Here is a 21890-nt window from a genome sequence, read left to right on the forward strand (position 1 = left end):
GGGCGCAATCATGCGCCCAGTAGTAAGGTTACTTCCACAATCTGAAATTACTTTCATCCTTGGTGGCAGGTTCTTCAAGCGTGGCTTCAGTAACTGCTTCCGCTTCAGGCTGCGCAATGTCTTCCGCTACCGTGACATCTTCAGGAGTTGCAACCTCTTCTGGCACCGCTGGTCCTTTAGCTACGGCAGGATTCCCCTTCAAACGAGTCGGGTCAGCCACCAGATACCAGTCCAGTTTACGCGTCAGCAACATAATCGCCGCCAACACCACAAACAGCAGTACCGAGCCCAACACCAGCGAGTTATCTTCTGACTGTAGCAACAGAAACAACACGCCATACAGCGATAACAAACCAACAGCAAACAGTATTCCCCACAGCTTGCTACGCAATACCGCACAGAGGTAAAAAGCAATCAAACCACTACAAGCGATACTTCCCAGTAAATAGGCCACGTCAAAACCGACATGTTCCGAAAACGCCAGCAAGATCAGGTAAAACAACACCAGCGCCGCACCTACCAACAGATATTGGATCGGGTGGACCCGTAGCCCGGTCAGGGTTTCAAACAGGAAGAACGACATAAACGTTAAGCCAAGAAACAGCATCGCATACTTCACTGCACGGTCAACTAACTGATAATGATCCACCGGCTCGATAAAGCTGGTGGTAAACGTCGGTAGTTTATCCTGGTAATCAGACGCGTCATTGCCGATAGAAACACTTTTCAGGTGGAGCACACTATTAATATTATTGGCAAACCAAGTACTGCTCCAATGGGCGCTGAAGCCGTTCTCCGTCACTTTGCGTTCATCAGGCAAGAAATCACCTAAAAAGTTAGGATGTGGCCAGTTACTTTGCAGTGTCAGTTGCGAATTACGCCCCAGAGGGACTAATGACAACCGACTGGTACCGGCTAGCGTCAGGGTAAAGCTCGCTTCTAACCCTTGGGCTTGTAAAACATCCAGTGACAACGGGGCACTGAGGCCTTGAGTAAGCCCATTGACCCCGGTACCTGGCTCGAATGTTCCCTGCTGTGTACCACTCAGAGGTGAAATAGCTTTGATTCCGCGGGAGTCACTTAACGACACCATCAAAAATGGCTGGCCCATCTTCACATGACTCTGCTGCAACTCCTGCAAGTTGGGCGGGGTAAATTTCACCTGAAATTCTAATGGGCCTTGATAGACTTGGGTCTGATAGATCCCCAGTTTACGTACATCAACATTGGGTGTGCCGTTAACCTGTAACGATTCCGGTAATACAAATAATTGACGCTGGCTTTCCAGTACAAACTCGACCCCATTCTCATCTTTTCTCTCTTCACTGACGGTATAAGGGATCACAATCAACGGCCCGAGGATCTTCTGTGCCCGGCTAGTGCTTTCACTCACCTGGCTGATCACACTCTGACGATAGCCACTACGTTCTTCTATGGCATCTCTTAACAGGGATACCGGGAACATCATCAGGATCATTAACCCCAATAATGTGGTGATTTTCCAAAATAACACCGATTTAAACATTGCTGCATTCTCCTTGTAGACGATGACGCAACAATAAAACCGGCAAGTGAAATCAGAATGTGGTTATGTGAAGAGCAGGTGAAGTTAGATCATTAAAGTGAAAATTGCGGCAACACCGGAGGGTTGTAGATTGTGCAAACGGATACTGCCATGGTGCAAACGCGCTACTTCTTGCACAAAGTTAAGCCCCAGACCACTGCTTTTGGGTTTATCGGCGCGGGCCAGGGAGTAGAAACGTTCAAAAACTTTATCGAGGGCATAATCAGGAATACCGCTGCCAGTATCGCTAATCGTCAGTTGATACTGCTGTTCCAAACGCACCCCGTCAATGCTGATAGAGCCACCCGCCGGGGTGAAATCCAAGGCATTATCCAACAGGTTGCTTAACGCTTGCCCAAGCAGGAACGCATCCCCAGTCACCGTTACCTCAGGTAACGCCCCCACGGTGATAGTAATACCGCGCTGCGCCGCCGGTGCTTCCTTAGTGGCCACTACCTGTTGCACTAACGGCACCAATGCCACAGGAGCCAACTCCAAACCAGGGCGGCTTTCCAAGCGTGCCTGAACCAGCAATTTATCCACCAGTTGTTGGATGCGCGCACTCTGTTGTTCAATGTTGGTGAGGAAACGTTTTGCGGTCTCTGGCGGTGGTAACTCCTGCAACAACTCCGCTGCACCACGGATCGCCGCCAGCGGGCTTTTCAATTCATGCGTCAGAGTATGCACATACTGTTCAATATAGGCTTTACCCTCAAGTTTGATACGCATACTTTCTAGAGCCTGCGCCAACTGGGCCAATTCAACACTGCCCATTCTGGGTAGTGAAACCGCCTCGCCCTTCGCCACCCCATTGGCATAACGCACCAGGCGGTTAATTGAACGGTTGATCCACCAGACGAACCCGAGGCCAATCGCCAAGGCAATCCCCAGTAACATCGCCCCCGCCAATAAAATACGCCGCTCACTACGGCGGATCACTGGCACCATGGCGCTATTGGGTTTACCGACACTGAGCACCCCGATAATCTGCCCTTGTTCTATCACCGGGGCCGCCACATACATCACTGAGCTGTTTTCATCATCCGCGATGGTGCGTGTACTGCGCGCACCGTATTGACCACGTAATGTCAAATAGACATCATTCCAGCGGGAATAGTCTTGCCCCAGAGCCAGACCTTGCGAGTCAAAAATAACCTTGCCGCGCACGTCAGTAAGATAGACACGATACTCATTACGATCTTTACGAATACCGGCAATATTCGCGCCAATCGGCCTCTGATTAAGCTGGCCAAGAGCTTGTGCTAATTGGCCCTGGGCCACATCGCCGCGTTTCATATCCAAGCGGGCCACTTGCGCCAGCAGATTGGCGGTATCCACCAGGGTGCCTTCAGTAGCGCGCCGCACGCCGGGCTTCACCTCCTGGACAAAAATGCTCAGGACAAAGTAACCCGCTATCGCCACAATCAGGAAATAGCCCAATAGTAAGTGCAGGCCAATCCTCATGGCTGACGGCTCACGCTGTAACCTAAACCCCGATGGGTATGGATCGGCGGCTCCCCGGCATCAATAGCACGCAATTTGGCGCGCAACGTTTTGATATGGGTATCGACAGTACGATCCAGGCTCTCTTCTGCCTGAGCCCAAACGATATCCATCAATTGCTGGCGTGAAAACACCCGCCCCGGGGCCAACAGTAAGGTTTTCAATAATAAGAATTCATAGCGGGTTAACTGTAAGGGCTGTTGGTGATAACAGATCAAGGCCCCTTCTTCATCCAGAGTAAAAGCGCCAAAATGATAGTGTGTTGGCTGTTGCAGGCGCTGCTGCTTTTGCAGCCGCCGCAAAATAGTACGCACCCGTGCACTAACCTCGCGGGGGGAAAAAGGTTTAGCAACATAGTCATCCGCACCAATTTCCAAACCGATTAGGCGATCGAGCTCATCACTGCGTGCGGTAAGAAATAGAATAGGTAAATCCTCTGCCTGCGCCAGCAAGCGACGGCAAAGTTCAAAACCATTGATATCAGGCAACCCCACATCAAGAATAGCCAGCGCCGGTACGCCTTGCGGCAAAGCCTGTAATGCAGGCTCACCACGGTCAAACCAACGTACCTGAAAACCTTCACTCTCCAGGGTATAGATCAAGGTGTCTGCAATGCTGGGTTCGTCCTCTACCAACCAGAGCAGTGGTTTCATTACTTATCCTCGTCAAACGTCACTTGCGGGTATAACAGCTGTTGGTACAGATGACGCCACTCCCCATGACTTAAGGCATCTGAGGCCAGCCATAGCTTACAGCGTTTCTTACCATTGGCCTGCTGCAGTGAGAGTAAAACCCCGAACCTCAGCATCCAGGCTTTTTTCACGATCAGCCATTCCTCTCCTTGCCACTCAATCCTGCGTTCTGCCAGCAAGCGCAACTCTCCTTTTCTTGAGGCGATACGCTTCTGGCTGCGGATGCATTCAAACACCACCAAGGTCACCAACACCAGCCAGATCAGGCTATAATTTACTGGCCAAGGTGAGATCAATATCAATAAAATCAATGCACCATGCATTAACAGTGAAAGGCATTGGGTTCGCCAGGAAACCCGGACATTACATCGCCACAAAGCCACGGTCTTTATTTCGCGTCTGAATCAGTGAAACCATTCTCTGCAGTTCTTGATCCTGCGGAGCGCCATTATTCATTAGCCAATTCAACAAATCCGGGTCATCGCACTCCAGCAGACGGATGAACAGAGCTTTGTCTTTATCATTCAGCGTGTCGTACTCATACTCAAAAAACGGCATGATTGAGAGATCCAACTCGCGCATACCACGGCGGCAAGCCCAGTGAATGCGTGCTTTATTGTTAATATCCATGCTGTTATCACTCACCTCTTATCAGCTATGCCCGTCATCATTCAAACAGTATTGCAGCAATGTGGGTATCGCCCCAAATTGCGCTAAGATGGCATAGAGTAACAATTTGACACACTTTGCGGAAAGGGTATTTGCCAAACAATGAGAAAAATCTTAAAAAACCCTACGCCATAATAACTGTTTGCAAAGCCCGCCATCTCTTTTACCATGGTATTCATCCTTCAGGTAAGCTATACCTAAACTCATGTCAGCTACAACCCTCTGACAATTCGCCTATTAACGGACAGAAAGTATCAATACGCAGCAGGAAGTGATTATGATGCCCAACATTCCTTTTCCCTCCCATCCACCTTGTGCCTCCATCCATCTGCCACTGACGCTGATCTCATTGGAAAATTGGGTGCTGGTGCAGCTCAATGGCCCCGATACGGTGAAATACCTGCAAGGGCAGGTGACGGCGGATATCAGCAAATTAGCGGCCGACCAACATGTTCTTTGTGGCCATTGTGATGCCAAAGGCAAAATGTGGAGCAACCTGCGTTTATTTCACCGTGGTGAAGGTTTCGCTTATCTTGAACGTCGCAGTGTGCTGGAAAGCCAACTGGCGGAAATCAAAAAATACGCTGTCTTTTCCAAAGTGACCATCGCTGCTGACGATCAAGCGGTATTGTTGGGAGTGGCGGGCGCTGAGGCACGTGCCGCTTTGGCGACTATTTTTGCGACTTTACCTGATGCTGAGCATCAAGTGGTGCAAGACGGGGATACCACGTTATTGCATTTTGCGCTGCCCGCAGAGCGCTTTATGTTAATCACCACCGCTGAGTTCGCCAACCAGATCACCACACAATTGAGTGGGCAGGCTGAATTAAACGATAGTCGCCAATGGTTGCTACTGGATATTGAAGCCGGTTACCCAGTGATTGATGCGCCAAACAATGGGCAACTGATCCCCCAAGCCACTAATCTGCAGGCACTGGCGGGCATCAGTTTTAGTAAAGGGTGTTACACCGGGCAGGAAATGGTGGCTCGCGCCAAGTTCCGTGGTGCCAATAAACGCGCCATGTATTGGTTGGCAGGCAGCGGCAACGCTGCTCCGCAAGCGGGTGATGAGCTGGAACTGAAGCTGGGTGACAACTGGCGGCGTACCGGCACCGTGCTGGCGGCAAGCCATCTGGCTGATGGCGCGCTCTGGGTTCAAGTGGTAATGAATAACGATCTGGCGGCTGACAGCGAACTGCGGGTGCGTGGGGATGCCGAGAGTCAGCTGAGCATCAAGCCACTGCCCTATTCGCTGGCGGAAGAGCAGTAACCGTGTAGAGCATCGCCCCAGACGAACAGCATGTTGCCTGGGGCTATCTGAGAAGATTAAACATATAAATAGATCGCCAGAAAATGGCAGACGCTGCCACCAAGGACAAAACCGTGCCAAATCGCGTGGCCAAAGCGAAAACGCTTGGAGGCATAGAAAATCACCCCGAGCGTATACACCACCCCACCTACTGCCAGTAAAGTGACGCCGCCAACGGCTAAGCGGGTGGCTAATTGATAGATCACAATCAGCGACAACCAGCCCATAGTGAGATAAGTCACCAACGATAACACTTCAAACCGGTGCGCAAACGCCAGTTTAAAAATCACCCCCAGCAACGCTAAGCCCCAGATTACCGCCATCAGCCCCCGCGCCAGTGGCGAATCCAGCCCCACCAGCAAGAACGGTGTATAAGTACCGGCAATCAGCAGGTAAATCGCACAGTGGTCAAACTTTTTCAGCCAGTGCTTGGCCCGTTGATGCGGAATGGCATGATACAGCGTGGAAGCCAGAAACAGCAGGATCATACTGCCGCCATACAGGCTATAACTGGTGATCGCTATTGCATCGGCACCACTCCCCACTGCCTGTATCAGCAGTAAAACCAACCCGACAATACCAAAAACCAAACCAATGCCATGGCTAACGCTGTTGGCGATCTCTTCAGCCCATGGGTAAGTTTTGGCAGGCTGTTTACTCACCTCGTTTTTTACTTCAACCATTATCTCCATCGCTCCTTGAAATCCGCATCCATGCAAGCCACCGAATGTGAGCTGCTAGCGGAATAAATTGTGCAAAATCACTACAGATTAGCTTAACCAACAATGATTCCAGTGTACACGTGTACGCTCAAATAAACTGTGAACGCATGTAACACCGGGTCAACATCGAAATCTGTAGTTCATTCAGCTACAATCAGCGGGTTTTTTATACCCGAGCTCATTCAAGTTGCAGATGAGCAGCTACTTGGATATTCCCTTTTTTGCCCACCTCGAGGTCCGTACCATGTCATCTGCTGTGCCAGTATTAAATTTTGGTTCCATGACACAAGTTATTCAGTTCCTGATGGAGATCGATAAACTAAAAAGCGTTCAGCGCCGTACCAAGGTGCTGGGTACGCAGCGCCAGGAAAACTCCGCTGAACATAGCTGGCACTTTGCGGTTGCGGCATTCAGCCTGGCACCTTATGCCAGTAAAGAGGTGGATATTCAGCGCGTGATCCAGATGGCGTTGCTGCATGATATTGTTGAAATCGATGCGGGGGATGTCTTCGTCTATGACCTGAGTGCCCGGGCGGAGATCCATGATCAAGAGGTCGCAGCAGCGAAACGGCTCTTCGGCCTGCTACCTGAACCGCAGCGTGAACAGTTCACTGCTTTATGGCAAGAATATGAAGAGGGCAGCAGCGCCGATGCACGTTTTGCGTTCATGCTGGATCGCGCAATGCCCATGCTGATGAACCTGCATAATCAAGGCCAGAGCTGGATAGAAAATAACGTCAGTCTCAATCAGGTGTTAGAGCGTAATGGCGTGATTGGCGATATTCACCCTGAGCTATGGCAACACTTACTGCACCATCTGCAGGAGGCTCAGCGCAAAGGTTGGTTGAAATAACCATAACGGAAGAGGGCCGAGGCCCCCTTCCCTGCGATGATGTCAGGCCCGAGTCTCCGGGCCACAAATCATCCTACTGATATTCTTCCATCGGCACACAAGAACAGAACAGATTACGATCCCCATAAACATCATCCAGGCGCTTGACGCTTGGCCAATATTTGTTCTCACGCACCCCAGCAACCGGGAATACCGCCAGTTCACGGCTATAAGCATGCTGCCAGTCGCTGACCAGTTCAGCTTGAATATGCGGGGCATTAACCAAAGGATTATCATCCAGTGGCCATTCACCGCGATGTACCCGATCAATTTCGTGACGAATAGCCAGCATGGCATCAATAAAACGGTCCAGCTCCACTTTACTTTCCGATTCGGTCGGTTCCACCATCAACGTGCCTGCCACCGGGAATGACATGGTAGGGGCATGGAACCCATAATCAATCAGACGCTTGGCAATATCCATCTCACTGATGCCGGTTTCCTCTTTTAACGGACGAATATCCAGAATGCATTCGTGGGCTACGCGGCCATCACGTCCGGTATACAGCACCGGGTATGCCCCTTTCAGACGGGTGGCAATATAGTTGGCATTGAGGATCGCCACCTGGCTAGCCTGCTTGAGCCCTTCTGCTCCCATCATGCGGATATACATCCAACTGATTGGCAGAATGGAAGCACTACCAAACGGCGCCGCAGAAACCGCGCTCTGCTGAGTGGTCACGCCATCAATCTGTACCACACTGTGCCCTGGCACAAAGGGGGCCAAGTGTGCTTTCACGCCAATCGGCCCCATACCTGGGCCACCACCGCCATGGGGAATGCTGAAGGTTTTATGCAAGTTAAGGTGAGAAACATCGGCACCGATATAGCCCGGCGTGGTGATCCCCACCTGCGCATTCATATTGGCGCCATCCAGATACACCTGGCCGCCGAACTGATGCACTATCTGGCACACTTCACGGATGGTCTCTTCATAAACACCATGGGTGGAGGGATAGGTGACCATAATGCAGGAAAGGGCTTCACCTGCCTGTTCTGCTTTCAACCGCAGATCATGCAAGTCGATATTCCCGTTCTTGTCGCAAGCCACCACCACCACACTCATGCCCGCCATCTGGGCTGACGCCGGGTTGGTACCATGGGCTGAACTGGGGATCAAACAGATATTACGGTCGGTTTCATTACGGCTTTCATGATAACGGCGGATGGCCAGCAAGCCCGCATACTCCCCCTGGGCCCCAGAATTAGGCTGCATGCATACCGCATCATAACCGGTTAACTGAACCAGCCATTGAGAAAGCTGGCCGATCATCAGTTGGTAACCTGCGGCCTGTTCCGGCGGGCAGAATGGGTGCAGGTCTGAAAACTCTGGCCAGGTGATGGGGATCATCTCTGCGGCAGCGTTCAACTTCATGGTGCAGGAGCCCAGCGGAATCATCGCCTGATTCAGCGCCAAATCTTTGTTTTCCAAGCGATGCATATAACGCATCATCTCGGTTTCGCTGTGATAGCGATTGAATACCGGATGGGTGAGGATCGGATCTTTACGCAGCAATGCCGCCGGGATCGACTGGCTCTCTTGGCTGACCTGCGCATCTAGCGCATCAATATCCAGGCCGTGATTATCACCTATCAATACGGCAAACAGCGCCTGAATATCTTCACGGCAAGTGGCCTCATCCAACGAGATCCCCAGCGCACCATGAATATCAGTACGCAGATTAATACCAAAGCTCAGCGCACGCGCCAATACCGCTGACTTGTCTTTCACTTCCACGGTCAGGGTATCGAACCAGGTATTGTGACGCAGAGATAAACCCGCTTGTTGCAACCCTGCTGCCAGAATGTCCGCCAGGCGATGAATGCGCAAAGCGATACGCCGCAAGCCCTGTGGCCCATGGTACACCGCATACAGGCTAGCAATGTTGGCCAGCAACACCTGTGAGGTACAGATATTGGAATTAGCCTTTTCACGGCGGATATGTTGCTCGCGGGTTTGCATCGCCATACGTAGCGCAGTATTACCTGCTGCATCGCGAGAAACGCCAATGATACGCCCGGGCATTGAACGTTTGAACTCGTCACGGCAAGCAAAGAACGCCGCATGGGGGCCACCATAGCCCATCGGGACACCAAAGCGTTGTGAGGAGCCAAAGACCACATCGGCCCCCTGTTTGCCCGGAGCCACCAGCAATACCAGCGCCATAATGTCTGCCGCCATGCTGGTAATAATCTTGCGTTGTTTTAATTCTGCCAGTAACGCACTGTAGTCATGCAGTTCACCGGTGGTGCCCATCTGTTGCAACAGCACACCAAATACCCCTTGCAACTCCAGCACTTTCGCCGGCTTGTCGACAATAACCTCGAAACCAAAGGTTTTCGCACGGGTACGAACCACATCGAGCGTTTGCGGGTGAACGTCATCAGCAACAAAGAAACGGTTAGCCTCTTTCAATTTGCTGGCACGTTTGGCCAATGCCATCGCTTCAGCGGCTGCTGTCGCCTCATCAAGCAAGGAAGCGGAGGCCAGATCCAACCCGGTCAGATCAAGGGTCAAGGTCTGGAAATTCAGCAATGCCTCAAGACGGCCTTGTGACACTTCCGGTTGATACGGGGTATAAGCGGTGTACCAGCCTGGGTTTTCCAGCATATTGCGCTGGATCACCGGTGGCATCAGCACTGCGCTGTAACCCATACCGATATAGGATTTGTAGCACTGATTCAGTGAGGCAATGGCTTTTAGTTCCGCCAACGCCTGATGTTCAGTAGCCGCCTCGCCCACTGGCGGTGGCCCGGGCAGTTGGATGTCCACCGGGACAATCTGTTGGATCAACGCGTTGAGCGAACCTGCCCCCACCGCTGCCAGCATCTGCTGCTGTTGCTCGGCAGAAGAGCCGATATGGCGCTCAATAAACGCTTCGCTGTGTTCAAGTTGGCTGAGTGTCTGAGTCATTGCTACGAATTCCTGGATACTTGCAGGGTATGGGATATCGCCCGAACTGCACAACGCTGACTATCACGTCATAGGTTCTATCACATCATAGGCAAGCACGTTACCTACTCAGTAGATTACCCGTTGTCATCAGGCGGTAAATGGGCTGCCCAATAGCTAACATCACTCTCGGCAACCCATACAGTCAAGACGGAAACGATACCCAAGTTCAATGGAGTTGCAGGTAGGCGGCAAACGAGAGAGTCCCGATGAGCTTACATGGGTAAGTGATTCGGGCGAACGAGCGTAGCCAACACCGCTGCAGCTTCATTGGTGACGGGTATCTACTCACGTTCATTCAAGCCGCTGTAGCTCGAATGAACGTGAGTAGCGACTGATTATTCGTCAATGGAAGCCAAATACGCATCAGCATCCAGCAACATGTCTAGCTCAGCCTCATCAGAAGCCTTGATACGGAACAACCAACCATCAGCATAGGGTTCGCTGTTAACCAGATCAGGTGAACTTTCCAGCTCATTATTGACGGCAATAATTTCACCGCTGATGGGAGCATAGATATCAGACGCGGCCTTGACCGATTCCGCAACAGCGCACTCATCACCCGCGGAAACCGCAGTGCCGATTTCCGGCAGATCAACAAATACCATATCGCCCAGCAGTTCTTGAGCGTGTTCAGTAATCCCCACCAGGTATTCGCCATTACCTTCGTCACGCACCCACTCATGAGATGCGGCATATTTCAGCTCTGTTGGCACATTACTCATTGGCCTACTTCTCCTTTAATAAGAACTAATTGATCAATGATTTACCAGCGCGTACAAAACCCGGTTTCGTTATCACGACGGGCATTTCACGGTTACGAATCTGCACGATAGCCTGTTCGCCAATACCGGCAGGCACACGCGCCAATGCAATACTGAAGCCCAAGGTTGGTGAAAAGGATCCACTGGTGATCACCCCAACCTGCGGCTGCCCCTGCGCATCGGTAAAATGCACCGGTAACTCATTACGTAATACACCTTTTTCGGTCATGATCAAACCGACCAGTTGTTCAGTGCCGTTTTCTCGCTGCTGCTCCAACGCCTCGCGACCAATAAACTGGCGATCCTGCGGTTCCCAGGCAATCGTCCACCCCATATTAGCCGCCAGCGGTGAAACGCCTTCGTCCATTTCCTGACCGTAGAGATTCATGCCCGCTTCCAGGCGCAATGTATCACGAGCCCCCAACCCAGCCGGCTTCACCCCTGCGGCTAGCAATTTCAGCCAGAAATCAACCACTTGTTCTTTAGGTAGGGCAATTTCATAGCCCGCTTCACCGGTATAACCGGTGGTGGCAATAAATAAATCCCCCACCTGCACACCGAAAAAGGGCTTCATACCCGCCACCGCCTGTTGTTGTTCTGGCGTAAACAGGGTGGCCGCACGTTGTTTAGCCTGTGGGCCCTGTACCGCAATCAGCGCCAGATCATCACGCACCGTCAGCTCAACCTGGTAGGCGGCGGCATGTTGTTCAATCCAGGCCAGATCCTTCTCGCGGGTGGCGGAGTTCACCACCAGGCGGAAGTACTCTTCAGTAAAGAAATAGACAATCAGGTCATCAATCACCCCACCGGAAGCAGTCAACATACCGCTATACAAGGCTTTGCCTGATTGGGTGAGTTTGGCGACATCATTCGCTAATAGGTAACGCAGAAACTCGCGGGTACGGGCACCATGAAGATCGACAATGGTCATATGGGAAACGTCAAACATACCAGCATCTTGGCGCACGGTATGGTGTTCATCAATCTGGGAGCCATAATGCAGCGGCATCATCCAGCCATGAAAGTCGACCATGCGCGCACCACAAGCCACATGTTGGTCATACAGGGGGGTTTGCTTTGCCATTTCTTCCTCTTTCCGCTCCAGTAGCCGCAGTCCGGCTGTTGCTACGCAAATAAGATGGGGGCTGATTGTGTGCTGCTTAACACTCACCCGCGCCGAATAGTCAACGACGCAAACGATGCCTTTGCTGTGACGTTATCACCGAACTCGCCGATTAACCATAAGTTAAAATAGACTTATCAGCAGTCAATGGCAGGTACTAGCATGCAGTTTTTTTCACTGGGAAAACACGGCTTAATCTACAAAACAAACAATTAAAGCAGCAAAATGGCAAAGTTATATAACAAACTTCGTCAAATCTGGAGAATGAGCGTTTTTACCCGCCAACAGTAACATTAGAAAAAGTAATGATGAAATCGGCTTGAAATTAGAATTTCTCAAATGAAGGGAGAGTATCAGGGCGAGTCGATTCGCCCCTGGGAGTTGAATTAATGACCGGGCTCTGCCAACCACTCCGGCAAATCATTAAGCCCCATCGCCTGACGAATCAGCTTGGGTTTCACACCGGGCAGGCTATCTGCCAATCTTAAACCTACATCACGCAGCAATTTCTTCGCTGGATTGTTGCCCGCAAACAATTCACGAAAACCCTGCATACTGGCCAGCATCATCGCGGCACCCTGCTTACGGCGGCGCTCATAACGGCGCAGATAGAGATGCTGACCGATATCTTTACCTTGACGATGCAGACGCTTAAGTTCAGAGATCAGTTCTGCCGCATCCATAAAGCCCAAATTCACCCCCTGACCCGCCAGAGGATGTACGGTATGAGCCGCATCCCCCATCAACGCCAGACGATGACTGGCAAAGCTGCGGGCATAACGCCCAGTAAGAGGGAAGGTCAAGCGTTCACTCTGTAACTGACAATGGCCTAAGCGCATATCAAAAGCCATCGCCAATTCACGGTTAAAGGCTTGCGGTTCTAACTGCTTCAGCCGCTCTGCCTCTTCCGGTGCCACTGACCAGACAATCGAACTCAAATGCGCATCGTTAAATGGCAAGAATGCCAGAATACCGTCACCATGAAATACCTGACGCGCGGTAGCCAAATGGGGCTGTTCGGTAGCGATGGTGGCGACCAACGCACTGTGGCGATAATCCCAAAAGGTCAATGGAATATCAGCATGTTGACGCAGCCAAGAATGGGCACCATCTGCCCCGACCAGCAAACGAGCACTCAACATGCGGCCATCTTCCAGGGTGACAAAAGCCTCGTTCTCGCCCCAGGCCACCTGTTTCAATACCGCCGGTGCCAGCAGCGTTACATCCGCCAAGGTTTGAGCCCGATTCCACAACGCCTGCTGGATCACATCATTTTCAATAATATGCCCCAAATGGTTGAAGCCATATTCATCGCCGCGGAAAGCGATCTTGCCGAAACTGTCACGTTCCCAGACTTCCATCGCGTTATAGGCACTGGCGCGCCGGTTGATGATCTCGTCCCAGGCACCAAGCCGTTGCAACAAGCGTTCACTGGCAGCATTGATGGCAGAAACGCGTAGCGCCGGACGTTCTGACAACGGTGCGTGTTGTAGTGAGTGTTGTGGTGATTGCTGTTCCAGCACCGCCACGCGCAAACCGCTGCCCTGCAAACCACAGGCCAGCGCCAAGCCCACCATACCGCCACCAACAATAATCACATCAAATGATTGCATGCTGCCTCAATTCCTTCATCTAACTTAAGCCCTTGCCCGTAACACAGAAAAGGGGAAATTTAACGCGCCACCCAGCCCAACGTGCGTTTGGCAAAAGCATGGCGTGCTGCAGGTAACTGTTCCATCACCATCACCCCCAGATTACGCCCAGCAACCAGCGGCGCATAGTTGTTGGCAAATAACCGTACTAATCCATCAGTAACACCAATAGTTGCCTGCTGATCACCCTGCCGCCGTTGCTGATAACGGCTTAATAATGGGTAAGCCCCAACGTCCTCTCCGGTTTGCGCCGCTTCTGCCAAGGTTTCTGCCAACGACATCACGTCACGTAGCCCCAGATTAAACCCTTGCCCAGCAATAGGATGCAACGTCTGGGCAGCATTACCCACCAATGCCAAACGGTGGCTCACGTGCTGGTTAGCCTTCAGCAGGCGAAGAGGATAGCTATGGCGCTTACCCGCCTGCAACATCTTGCCCAAGCGCCAACCAAACGCTTGTTGTAATTCACTGAGAAACTGTTCCTCGCTCCAGCTATCCACCTGCTGGCGGGTTTCTCGTGCGTGGCACCAAACCAAAGAACAGCGCCCGTGAGACATGGGCAATAACGCCAGCGGGCCATGACGGGTAAAGCGTTCAAACGCTCGACCTTGTGGATGCTCGGAAGTGGTGATATTGGCAATCGTGGCGAACTGCGGGTAATCCTGTTGTTGCCATTGAATATGACAGGCTTGGGCCAATGGGGAAGCCGAACCATCCGCCGCCACCAGCAGTTGTCCTTTCAGGTGTTGCCCATTGTCTAACTCAACCTCGGCGTACTCAGCAGTACGCCGCACATCAACCACTTTAGCCGGGCAATGCACCGTAACACCAGGCGCTTTGGCCAGTAACGCAAACAGCCGCTGCCCGGCATCAAACAGTTCGATAACATGCCCGAGGGCGTCCAGTTGGTAGTCCCGAGCGTTGAGATTAACAAAACCAGCATGTCCACGGTCACTCACATGCACATGGGTGATGGCGGTGGCACAATCACTTAACGCCTGCCAAAGACCAATCCGCACCAATTGTTGGCAAGTTCCCTGCGCCAGAGCGATAGCCCGAGCGTCAAACCCAGGGTGGCCACCCTCATCCGGCTGATTTGCCTCAACCAGAGAGACCGCCAGTTTACCCTGCGTCAGGGAGGAAATCGCCAGTGCCAACGTGGCACCCGCCATGCCACCACCCACAATGATGACACTCATATCAACGCGCCGCTGCCATCAAGGCTTCAATCGCATCAACCTCTTTCACCACGCTGGCGGTGAGGTTCTCATTACCCGTTTTGGTGATCAGAATGTCATCTTCAATACGAATACCGATACCGCGATATTGCGCTGGTACATCCGCATCGGGCGCGATATACAAACCAGGTTCAACCGTCAGCACCATGCCAGGTTCCAGCACACGATCACGGTTCGGTGAGCCATAATGCCCGACATCATGCACATCCAGCCCTAACCAGTGGCTCAGGCCATGCATAAAGAATGGGCGGTGTGCCTGCTCAGTAATCAGTTGTTCAATGTCGCCCTGGAGTATCCCCAGATCAACCAGCCCAACTATCATGATACGTACCACCTCATCAGTCACTTCGCGGATGCTGATGCCTGGTTTAAACAGCGCCAGTGCCTTATTAATCGAGGCCAGTACGATGTCATAAAGCTCACGCTGAGGTTGGCTGAATTTACCATTTACCGGAAAAGTGCGGGTGATATCGCCGGCATAACCACGGTACTCACAACCTGCATCAATCAACACCAAATCACCATCACGCATTTCACTCTCATTTTCGGTGTAATGCAGAATGCAAGCGTTGTCACCGCTACCGACGATGGTGTTATAAGAAGGGGAACGTGCGCCATGGCGGATAAACTCATGCAGGATCTCGCCTTCCAACTGATATTCGAACAGACCAGGGCGGCATTTTTGCATGGCACGCGTATGGGCCAGGGCACTGATTTCACCGGCACGGCGCATCACCGCTAACTCTTCCGCTGATTTGAACAGGCGCATTTCATGCAACCATGGGCGATAGTCCGTTAAGGTGTCCGGTGCCGTCAGATTCTGGCGGAAACCTTTTCGCAGTTTCTCCAACGCCGCAAACAGAATCTCATCAGCAAAAGCGTATTGCCCCGGTGCGTGGTACACCACGTCCAGACCATTAAGCAGCAGATGCAGTTGCTCGTTGATCTCGCTGAACGCCAATGCGCGATCAATCCCCAATCGGGCTGGGGCGGCGTCTTGCCCCAAGCGGCGACCAAACCAGATCTCTGCGGTCAAATCACGTACCCGATTAAACAGCACACTGTGATTATGGGTTTCATCACTTTTCACCAGGATCAGGACCGCTTCAGGTTCGTTAAAACCGGTCAAATACCAGAAATCACTGTTTTGGCGATACGGATACTCAGAATCTGCATTACGCGCCACTTCCGGAGCGGCAAAAATCACTGCCGCACTGGCTGGAGCCATTTTCGCCAACAATGCCTGACGGCGGTTATGGAATTCTTGTTGGGTCATCATCTTCTCCTGAAATCGGTTAATCCTGTTCCTGTCTTAGATCAGGCTGAGTATTCTCTATGCGAACACTCTCGCAGGTGTTTAATGCAAAGTTGGCTTGCGATTTTCCGCCGCATTCGGCTGCTGGCGAGTAAATTCAGTATGGCAAAGTAGCGCGACAACTCGCACATACTCCATCACTTCTTCCAGTGACTGTTCCAACGCTTCTTGATCTTCATCTTCGTCATAACCCAGTTGCGCAATATTACGCAGATCGTCTATCGCTTCACCCACTTCATCTTTCACTTGTGCCAACTTCGGCTGCATCATGCCCAGCCCCAGCAAAAAGTGGTTTACCCAGCCCGCCAGTGCATCAGCACGTTCAAATACGCTGACGGTTTCCCCCTCGGGCATCATCAATTGGAACATGAACTCATCATCTTCCAGCGCTTCTTTGGTGGCGTCATGCAGTTGTTGCAATGGCTGGCTCAGCACCTGCGGGAAAGCCTCCCCATCGTTGGTCAGATCAAACACCAGCGTCCGCCAACTGGCATCCTGGTTGCCACCGCACAGCAGGCCGCTGATCAAGCCGTGCATTTCTGCTGCGGTTAAGGCCACCGCTTGCTGGTTGAGCACGACGGTCAAAGATTGATAACTTGGAACTGTATTCTGTATAGACATGCGTATTGGTCATCGTTGGCAAGATAAGTTCGTGTTATGCTACCACCAAGCCCCATTGGTACACCAGTTGAGCGCAACATCTCAGTTCAGTCAGTGGCTATCATCTGTGACTGAAAAAGTGTTGTATCTTGGTACCGTGGTATATATAGTGGCGCCCGTTTTGATAGCGCGGCAATCGTTGGCCAGTGTTTGCGCGAAAAATTGTTGGCGCGAAATTTAGGCAGGAAGGTGGCATGTCTGCACAACCGGTAGATATACAAATTTTTGGCCGCTCGTTAAGAGTCAATTGTCCGCCAGAACAACAAGATGCGTTGAATATGGCCGCAGAGGATCTTAATCAACGGTTGCAAGATCTGAAAGTTCGCACTAGAGTCACAAATACAGAACAACTCGTTTTTATCGCAGCATTGAATGTTTGTCACGAACTTACACAAGAACGCTTGAAAACTCGTGATTATGCGAACAATATGGAACAAAGAATTCGTATGCTGCAACAGACCATTGAACAGGCACTGCTTGAGCAAGGTCGCATCACTGAACATCAGGGTGCGCAGTTCGAATAAATAGCGTTGAATAAATATCATTGTGGAAGTTGAAGGCTTCGGCAATGAGTTAACAGATTTCTCTGAGATGTTTGCCAGCGGGCCAGTCCCCTGAGCCGATATTTAGTACCAATAGAATGTATTGCTCTGTGATCGGTGTGCATACTCGGTTCGTCCGAGGAGCCTGAAGGTTGCGACGGTGCGTTCACCTTGAACCATGGGTTCAAGGGTTACAGCCTGCGGCGGCATCTCGGAGATCCTTCACCTTCATCTATTTTTTGCCGGTCTGGTACTATGGCACTCCAAGCACAATTTACTCAGCAACGGCAAGCCATTCGTCATGAAATCCGCCAACGGCGGCGCACGCTATCCCCCCAACAGCAACAAAGTGATGCCAATCAACTGGTGACTCGTGTCACCGAACATCCGCGTATTCAAGCCGCGCAACATCTTGCTCTGTATCTCTCGTTTGATGGGGAGTTGGATACTGGCCCGCTGATTAAGCAGTTATGGCAACTGGGCAAGCAGGTTTATCTGCCGGTATTGCATCCATTCAGCCCTGGCAATCTGCTGTTCCTGCATTACACCGAGCAAACCGTGCTGGTTGAAAATCGCTTCCATATTTTGGAACCGGCGCTGGATGTACGTAATGTGTTGCCATTATCACAGTTAGCCGTGGTTTTAACGCCACTGGTGGCCTTTGACTCACAAGGGGGGCGTTTGGGGATGGGGGGCGGATTTTACGATCGGACCCTGCAGCATTGGCAACGTGGTGGCCCTTACCCTATCGGGCTGGCACATGATTGCCAGCAGGTTAGCGCCTTACCCGTGGAATCATGGGATATTGCGCTACCGGAGATTATTACCCCCACCAAGTGCTGGGCATGGCACATTGGATAACAAAAAGCCGGATCACTCCGGCCTTATGGTTTACGCTGATAACCTGTTACAACTAATCTTTCGTTATAACTAATTCCAACTACAACAACAGACGGGCGCGAATCGTGCCTTCAATCGCTTTCATCCGCTGCAAGGCCACCGCCGCATCCTCAGTGGTGGCTTCGATATCGATCACCACATAACCGATCTCTGCGCTGGTTTGTAGATACTGAGCGGCAATGTTTACCCCTTCTTCAGCGAAGATCTGGTTAATCTGCGTCAGGATCCCTGGGCGATTCTCATGGATATGCAGCAAACGGCTGGAGCTTGGTGCATGGGAAGGTAGCGAAACCTCCGGGAAGTTGACCGCTGACAAGGTAGAACCGTTATCAGAGTACTTCGCCAGCTTGCCCGCCACTTCATCACCGATATTCTCTTGTGCTTCCTGGGTTGAACCACCGATATGTGGCGTCAACAGCACATTGTCAAATTGGCACAATGGTGATTCAAAAGGATCGCTATTGGTGGCTGGCTCCTCCGGGAACACGTCAATCGCCGCGCCCGCCAGATGATTGCTAGACAAAGCCTGACATAGCGCAGGAATATCTACCACTGTCCCTCGTGAGGCATTAATCAGAATCGCCCCTGGCTTCATCAATGCCAACTCTTGTTCACCGATCATATTCTTGGTGGACGGTGTTTCTGGCACATGCAGTGTCACCACATCGCTCATATTTAACAAATCGGACAGATGACGGACTTGATGAGCATTACCTAATGGCAGCTTGTTTTCGATGTCGTAAAAGAACACGTGCATCCCCAGCCCTTCGGCCAGTATGCCGAGCTGAGTGCCGATATGACCATAACCGATGATACCCAGTTTCTTGCCACGTGCTTCATAGGAGCCAACAGCCAGTTTTTGCCACTGACCACGGTGGGCCTTGGCGTTGGCGCTGGGGATACCACGCAGCATCAGCAACAGTTCCCCCAGTACCATTTCTGCCACGGATCGCGTATTGGAGAACGGTGCGTTAAATACCGGAATGCCACGCTTGGTGGCCGCTTTCAAATCAACCTGATTGGTACCAATACAGAAACAACCCACGGCCACCAGTTTTTCTGCGGCAGCAAACACCTCTTCCGACAACTCAGTGCGCGAACGAAGACCGATAAAGTGCGCATCACGGATCGATGCCTTAAGCGATTCAGTGTCTAACGCACCTTTGTGGTATTCAATATTGGTATATCCAGCGGCACGCAGGTTATCTACGGTGCTTTGATGAACCCCTTCAACCAACAAGAACTTAATCTTGTCTTTCTCCAATGATACTTTTGCCATTTACCCGACCCTATGTTCAGACCTCAGAAGTGGCTGTTGTGGAACACTATCCATCGCCATTCAGACTGGCAGTCTCCAGCTTGAAACCAACAGCACGCCTACCAACATAACAAAAATTACACGTCGGGCAAGACCAAACGATTGCCTGCTGCCCTACACAAGGTACAGTCATCGCTTTCGTTTCTGGTGGAAAATGCCATCAGGAAGTCATTAGACAGAAGCCCGACAATGCTTCTTATTAGAATGTGATATATATCACCAAAAAAACTGAATTTAAGAAAATATCATTTAATAGCAAAATGATGCAGCCTGAATGGCTGACAGGTATCAGCAGGCGCAGTAAACCAACTGCGCCGCCGAGAGTCTCTTACTTGACGACCTTCACACCATCCGCGGTTCCCACCAACGCAATATCTGCGCCACGGTTGGCAAACAAACCCACGGTCACTACACCGGCGATGCCATTGATCTTATTTTCCAAGGCAACCGCATCAAGAATATTCAAATTGTATACATCAAGGATCACGTTGCCATTATCGGTCACCACGTGCTGACGATATTCAGGCAGCCCCCCCAGCTTGACCAATTCACGCGCTACATAAGAACGCGCCATGGGGATCACTTCCACAGGTAATGGGAATTTCCCCAGAACATCCACCTGTTTGCTGGCATCGACAATGCAGATAAATTGGCGAGCCATGGCAGCAATGACCTTCTCACGGGTCAGCGCGGCGCCCCCACCTTTGATCATTTGCATATGACGGTTGATCTCATCCGCACCATCAACATAGATATCCAACGAATCCACTTCGTTACTATCATAAACAGTGATCCCCAGGCTCTTGAGTTTGGCTGTGGAATCATCTGAACTGGATACCGCCCCTTCGATTTGATGTTTGATGGTTCCAAGAGCATCAATAAAGTGCGCTGCGGTAGAACCCGTGCCGACACCCACAATAGTGCCTGGTTTCACGTACTCCAATGCAGCCCAACCTACCGCTTTTTTGAGTTCATCCTGAGTCATAATCTGTTCATTGCCTATGTACGAAAACGAATACGTATTATAAGGTAAATCTTCATCTACATCTTAGGCTAAAAGAGACTTATTTAAGCTACCGCACATTTGTCGATGCATAAGTTGGTTCTGGTTGCCAACAACAAGCGTATTGAACGTTTTCACTCAATTTATTTTAAGGGATATTTCTCCGATGAAACGCCCAGACTATAGGACATTACAAGCGCTGGACGCGGTGATCCGTGAACGCGGCTTTGAGCGTGCGGCACAAAAACTGTGTATCACCCAATCGGCAGTATCCCAACGTATCAAACAGTTGGAAAACCTGTTCGGTCAACCTTTGTTGGTGCGTACTGTGCCGCCTCGCCCTACTGAGCAGGGTCAGAAGTTACTGGCTTTGCTACACCAGGTGGAATTGCTGGAAGAAGAGTGGCTGGGTAATGATAACGGTATTGATACACCGTTACTGCTGTCGTTGGCAGTTAACGCCGACAGCCTGGCAACCTGGTTGTTACCGGCATTAAAACCGGTGCTGGCTGATTCCCCTATCCGCCTCAACCTGCAGGTTGAAGATGAAACTCGAACCCAGGAGCGCCTGCGGCGCGGAGAGGTGGTTGGTGCGGTCAGTATCCAGCCACAACCGCTGCCAAGCTGCCTGGTGGACAGACTGGGTGCCCTTGACTACCTGTTTGTCGCATCAAAACCGTTTGCCGAGCGCTACTTTCCTCAAGGTGTTACCCGCACTGCACTGTTAAAAGCCCCTGCGGTGGCCTTCGACCATCTCGACGATATGCATCAAGCATTTCTCCAGCAAAATTTTGACCTTTCACCGGGTAGTGTTCCTTGCCATATTGTTAACTCGTCAGAGGCCTTTGTGCAGTTGGCACGGCAAGGCACCACTTGCTGTATGATCCCGCATCTGCAAATAGAGCGAGAGCTGGCAGATGGGGAATTAATCGATCTAACACCCGGCCTGTTCCAACGCCGGATGCTGTTCTGGCACCGGTTTGCGCCAGAGAGCCGTATGATGCGTAAGGTCACCGATGCCATCCTGTCCCACGGGCATAAGGTGTTAAGGCAAGATTAAGTGGCATTACT

The 21890-nt window shown here is 51.4% G+C and carries 20 protein-coding genes and 1 other RNA gene; 6 read left to right on the forward strand and 15 right to left on the reverse strand.

Annotated elements, in window-relative coordinates; all coding sequences use genetic code 11:
* Window positions 1-28: 28 nt before the first annotated feature.
* The 5 genes from creD to sdhE all read right to left on the reverse strand — a co-directional run bounded on the left by creD (window position 29) and on the right by sdhE (window position 4389).
* Complete coding sequence (gene creD, locus AC2A06_RS15410) at window positions 29-1525, reverse strand: cell envelope integrity protein CreD (RefSeq protein ID WP_484380857.1); 1497 nt, start codon at window positions 1523-1525, stop codon at window positions 29-31.
* A gap of 84 nt (window positions 1526-1609) precedes the next feature.
* Window positions 1610-3028, reverse strand: coding sequence for a two-component system sensor histidine kinase CreC (gene creC / locus AC2A06_RS15415; protein ID WP_484380858.1), 1419 nt, complete (start codon window positions 3026-3028; stop codon window positions 1610-1612).
* Window positions 3025-3720: a two-component system response regulator CreB gene (gene creB / locus AC2A06_RS15420; RefSeq protein ID WP_023491439.1), complete on the reverse strand. Its 696-nt coding sequence runs from the start codon at window positions 3718-3720 to the stop codon at window positions 3025-3027. The genes creC and creB overlap by 4 nt, the downstream gene beginning before the upstream one ends.
* The gene (locus tag AC2A06_RS15425; protein WP_484380859.1) at window positions 3720-4142 is read right to left on the reverse strand and encodes a protein YgfX; all 423 of its coding nucleotides are present in this window, start codon (window positions 4140-4142) and stop codon (window positions 3720-3722) included. Before AC2A06_RS15425 ends, creB begins: the two co-directional genes overlap by 1 nt.
* A complete protein-coding gene (sdhE, locus tag AC2A06_RS15430; RefSeq protein WP_023491437.1) occupies window positions 4123-4389 on the reverse strand; it encodes an FAD assembly factor SdhE in 267 nt (88 codons plus the stop codon). The genes AC2A06_RS15425 and sdhE overlap by 20 nt, the downstream gene beginning before the upstream one ends.
* A gap of 316 nt (window positions 4390-4705) precedes the next feature.
* On the opposite strand from sdhE, the gene ygfZ reads away from it, so the two are divergent.
* Window positions 4706-5698: a tRNA-modifying protein YgfZ gene (ygfZ, locus tag AC2A06_RS15435; protein WP_484380860.1), complete on the forward strand. Its 993-nt coding sequence runs from the start codon at window positions 4706-4708 to the stop codon at window positions 5696-5698.
* 56 nt (window positions 5699-5754) lie between these two features.
* On the opposite strand, the gene trhA is transcribed toward ygfZ, so the two are convergent.
* Window positions 5755-6420 (reverse strand): PAQR family membrane homeostasis protein TrhA, encoded by a 666-nt coding sequence (gene trhA, locus AC2A06_RS15440; RefSeq protein WP_023491434.1) that lies wholly within the window; start codon window positions 6418-6420, stop codon window positions 5755-5757.
* A 283-nt stretch (window positions 6421-6703) separates the two neighbouring features.
* On the opposite strand from trhA, the gene AC2A06_RS15445 reads away from it, so the two are divergent.
* Window positions 6704-7312: an HD domain-containing protein gene (locus AC2A06_RS15445; protein WP_023489733.1), complete on the forward strand. Its 609-nt coding sequence runs from the start codon at window positions 6704-6706 to the stop codon at window positions 7310-7312.
* Between the two features lie 73 nt (window positions 7313-7385).
* Here AC2A06_RS15445 and gcvP read toward each other — a convergent pair whose 3' ends face one another.
* The 7 genes from gcvP to AC2A06_RS15480 all read right to left on the reverse strand — a co-directional run bounded on the left by gcvP (window position 7386) and on the right by AC2A06_RS15480 (window position 17017).
* Window positions 7386-10265, reverse strand: coding sequence for an aminomethyl-transferring glycine dehydrogenase (gene gcvP, locus AC2A06_RS15450; RefSeq protein WP_484380861.1), 2880 nt, complete (start codon window positions 10263-10265; stop codon window positions 7386-7388).
* Window positions 10266-10642: 377 nt separating this feature from the next.
* On the reverse strand, window positions 10643-11029 hold the full coding sequence (gene gcvH, locus AC2A06_RS15455; protein ID WP_023489735.1) for a glycine cleavage system protein GcvH: 387 nt from the start codon (window positions 11027-11029) through the stop codon (window positions 10643-10645).
* A gap of 25 nt (window positions 11030-11054) precedes the next feature.
* A complete protein-coding gene (gcvT, locus tag AC2A06_RS15460) occupies window positions 11055-12152 on the reverse strand; it encodes a glycine cleavage system aminomethyltransferase GcvT (protein ID WP_023489736.1) in 1098 nt (365 codons plus the stop codon).
* A 425-nt stretch (window positions 12153-12577) separates the two neighbouring features.
* Complete coding sequence (gene ubiI / locus AC2A06_RS15465) at window positions 12578-13804, reverse strand: FAD-dependent 2-octaprenylphenol hydroxylase (RefSeq protein ID WP_023489737.1); 1227 nt, start codon at window positions 13802-13804, stop codon at window positions 12578-12580.
* Between the two features lie 59 nt (window positions 13805-13863).
* Window positions 13864-15042, reverse strand: coding sequence for a 2-octaprenyl-6-methoxyphenyl hydroxylase (gene ubiH, locus AC2A06_RS15470; RefSeq protein ID WP_484380862.1), 1179 nt, complete (start codon window positions 15040-15042; stop codon window positions 13864-13866).
* Window position 15043: 1 nt separating this feature from the next.
* Window positions 15044-16357: a Xaa-Pro aminopeptidase gene (pepP, locus tag AC2A06_RS15475; protein WP_484380873.1), complete on the reverse strand. Its 1314-nt coding sequence runs from the start codon at window positions 16355-16357 to the stop codon at window positions 15044-15046.
* An 81-nt stretch (window positions 16358-16438) separates the two neighbouring features.
* Window positions 16439-17017, reverse strand: a complete 579-nt coding sequence (locus AC2A06_RS15480; protein WP_023489740.1) for a YecA/YgfB family protein — start codon at window positions 17015-17017, stop codon at window positions 16439-16441.
* Window positions 17018-17250: 233 nt separating this feature from the next.
* Between AC2A06_RS15480 and zapA the strand changes: the two genes are divergently transcribed.
* From zapA to AC2A06_RS15495, 3 genes are all read left to right on the forward strand, one after another.
* On the forward strand, window positions 17251-17580 hold the full coding sequence (zapA, locus tag AC2A06_RS15485; protein WP_023489741.1) for a cell division protein ZapA: 330 nt from the start codon (window positions 17251-17253) through the stop codon (window positions 17578-17580).
* A gap of 56 nt (window positions 17581-17636) precedes the next feature.
* A non-coding RNA gene (ssrS, locus tag AC2A06_RS15490) (6S RNA) lies at window positions 17637-17820 on the forward strand.
* 33 nt (window positions 17821-17853) lie between these two features.
* A complete protein-coding gene (locus AC2A06_RS15495) occupies window positions 17854-18459 on the forward strand; it encodes a 5-formyltetrahydrofolate cyclo-ligase (RefSeq protein WP_484380863.1) in 606 nt (201 codons plus the stop codon).
* Window positions 18460-18538: 79 nt separating this feature from the next.
* On the opposite strand, the gene serA is transcribed toward AC2A06_RS15495, so the two are convergent.
* Together serA and rpiA are read right to left on the reverse strand one after the other, a co-directional pair.
* A complete protein-coding gene (gene serA, locus AC2A06_RS15500) occupies window positions 18539-19777 on the reverse strand; it encodes a phosphoglycerate dehydrogenase (RefSeq protein WP_023489743.1) in 1239 nt (412 codons plus the stop codon).
* Window positions 19778-20144: 367 nt separating this feature from the next.
* Window positions 20145-20801 (reverse strand): ribose-5-phosphate isomerase RpiA, encoded by a 657-nt coding sequence (gene rpiA / locus AC2A06_RS15505; protein ID WP_023489744.1) that lies wholly within the window; start codon window positions 20799-20801, stop codon window positions 20145-20147.
* 184 nt (window positions 20802-20985) lie between these two features.
* On the opposite strand from rpiA, the gene AC2A06_RS15510 reads away from it, so the two are divergent.
* On the forward strand, window positions 20986-21879 hold the full coding sequence (locus AC2A06_RS15510) for a LysR family transcriptional regulator ArgP (protein WP_023489745.1): 894 nt from the start codon (window positions 20986-20988) through the stop codon (window positions 21877-21879).
* Window positions 21880-21890 lie beyond the last annotated feature (11 nt).

The organism is Serratia sp. HNCC26DJ244, from assembly GCF_057180565.1.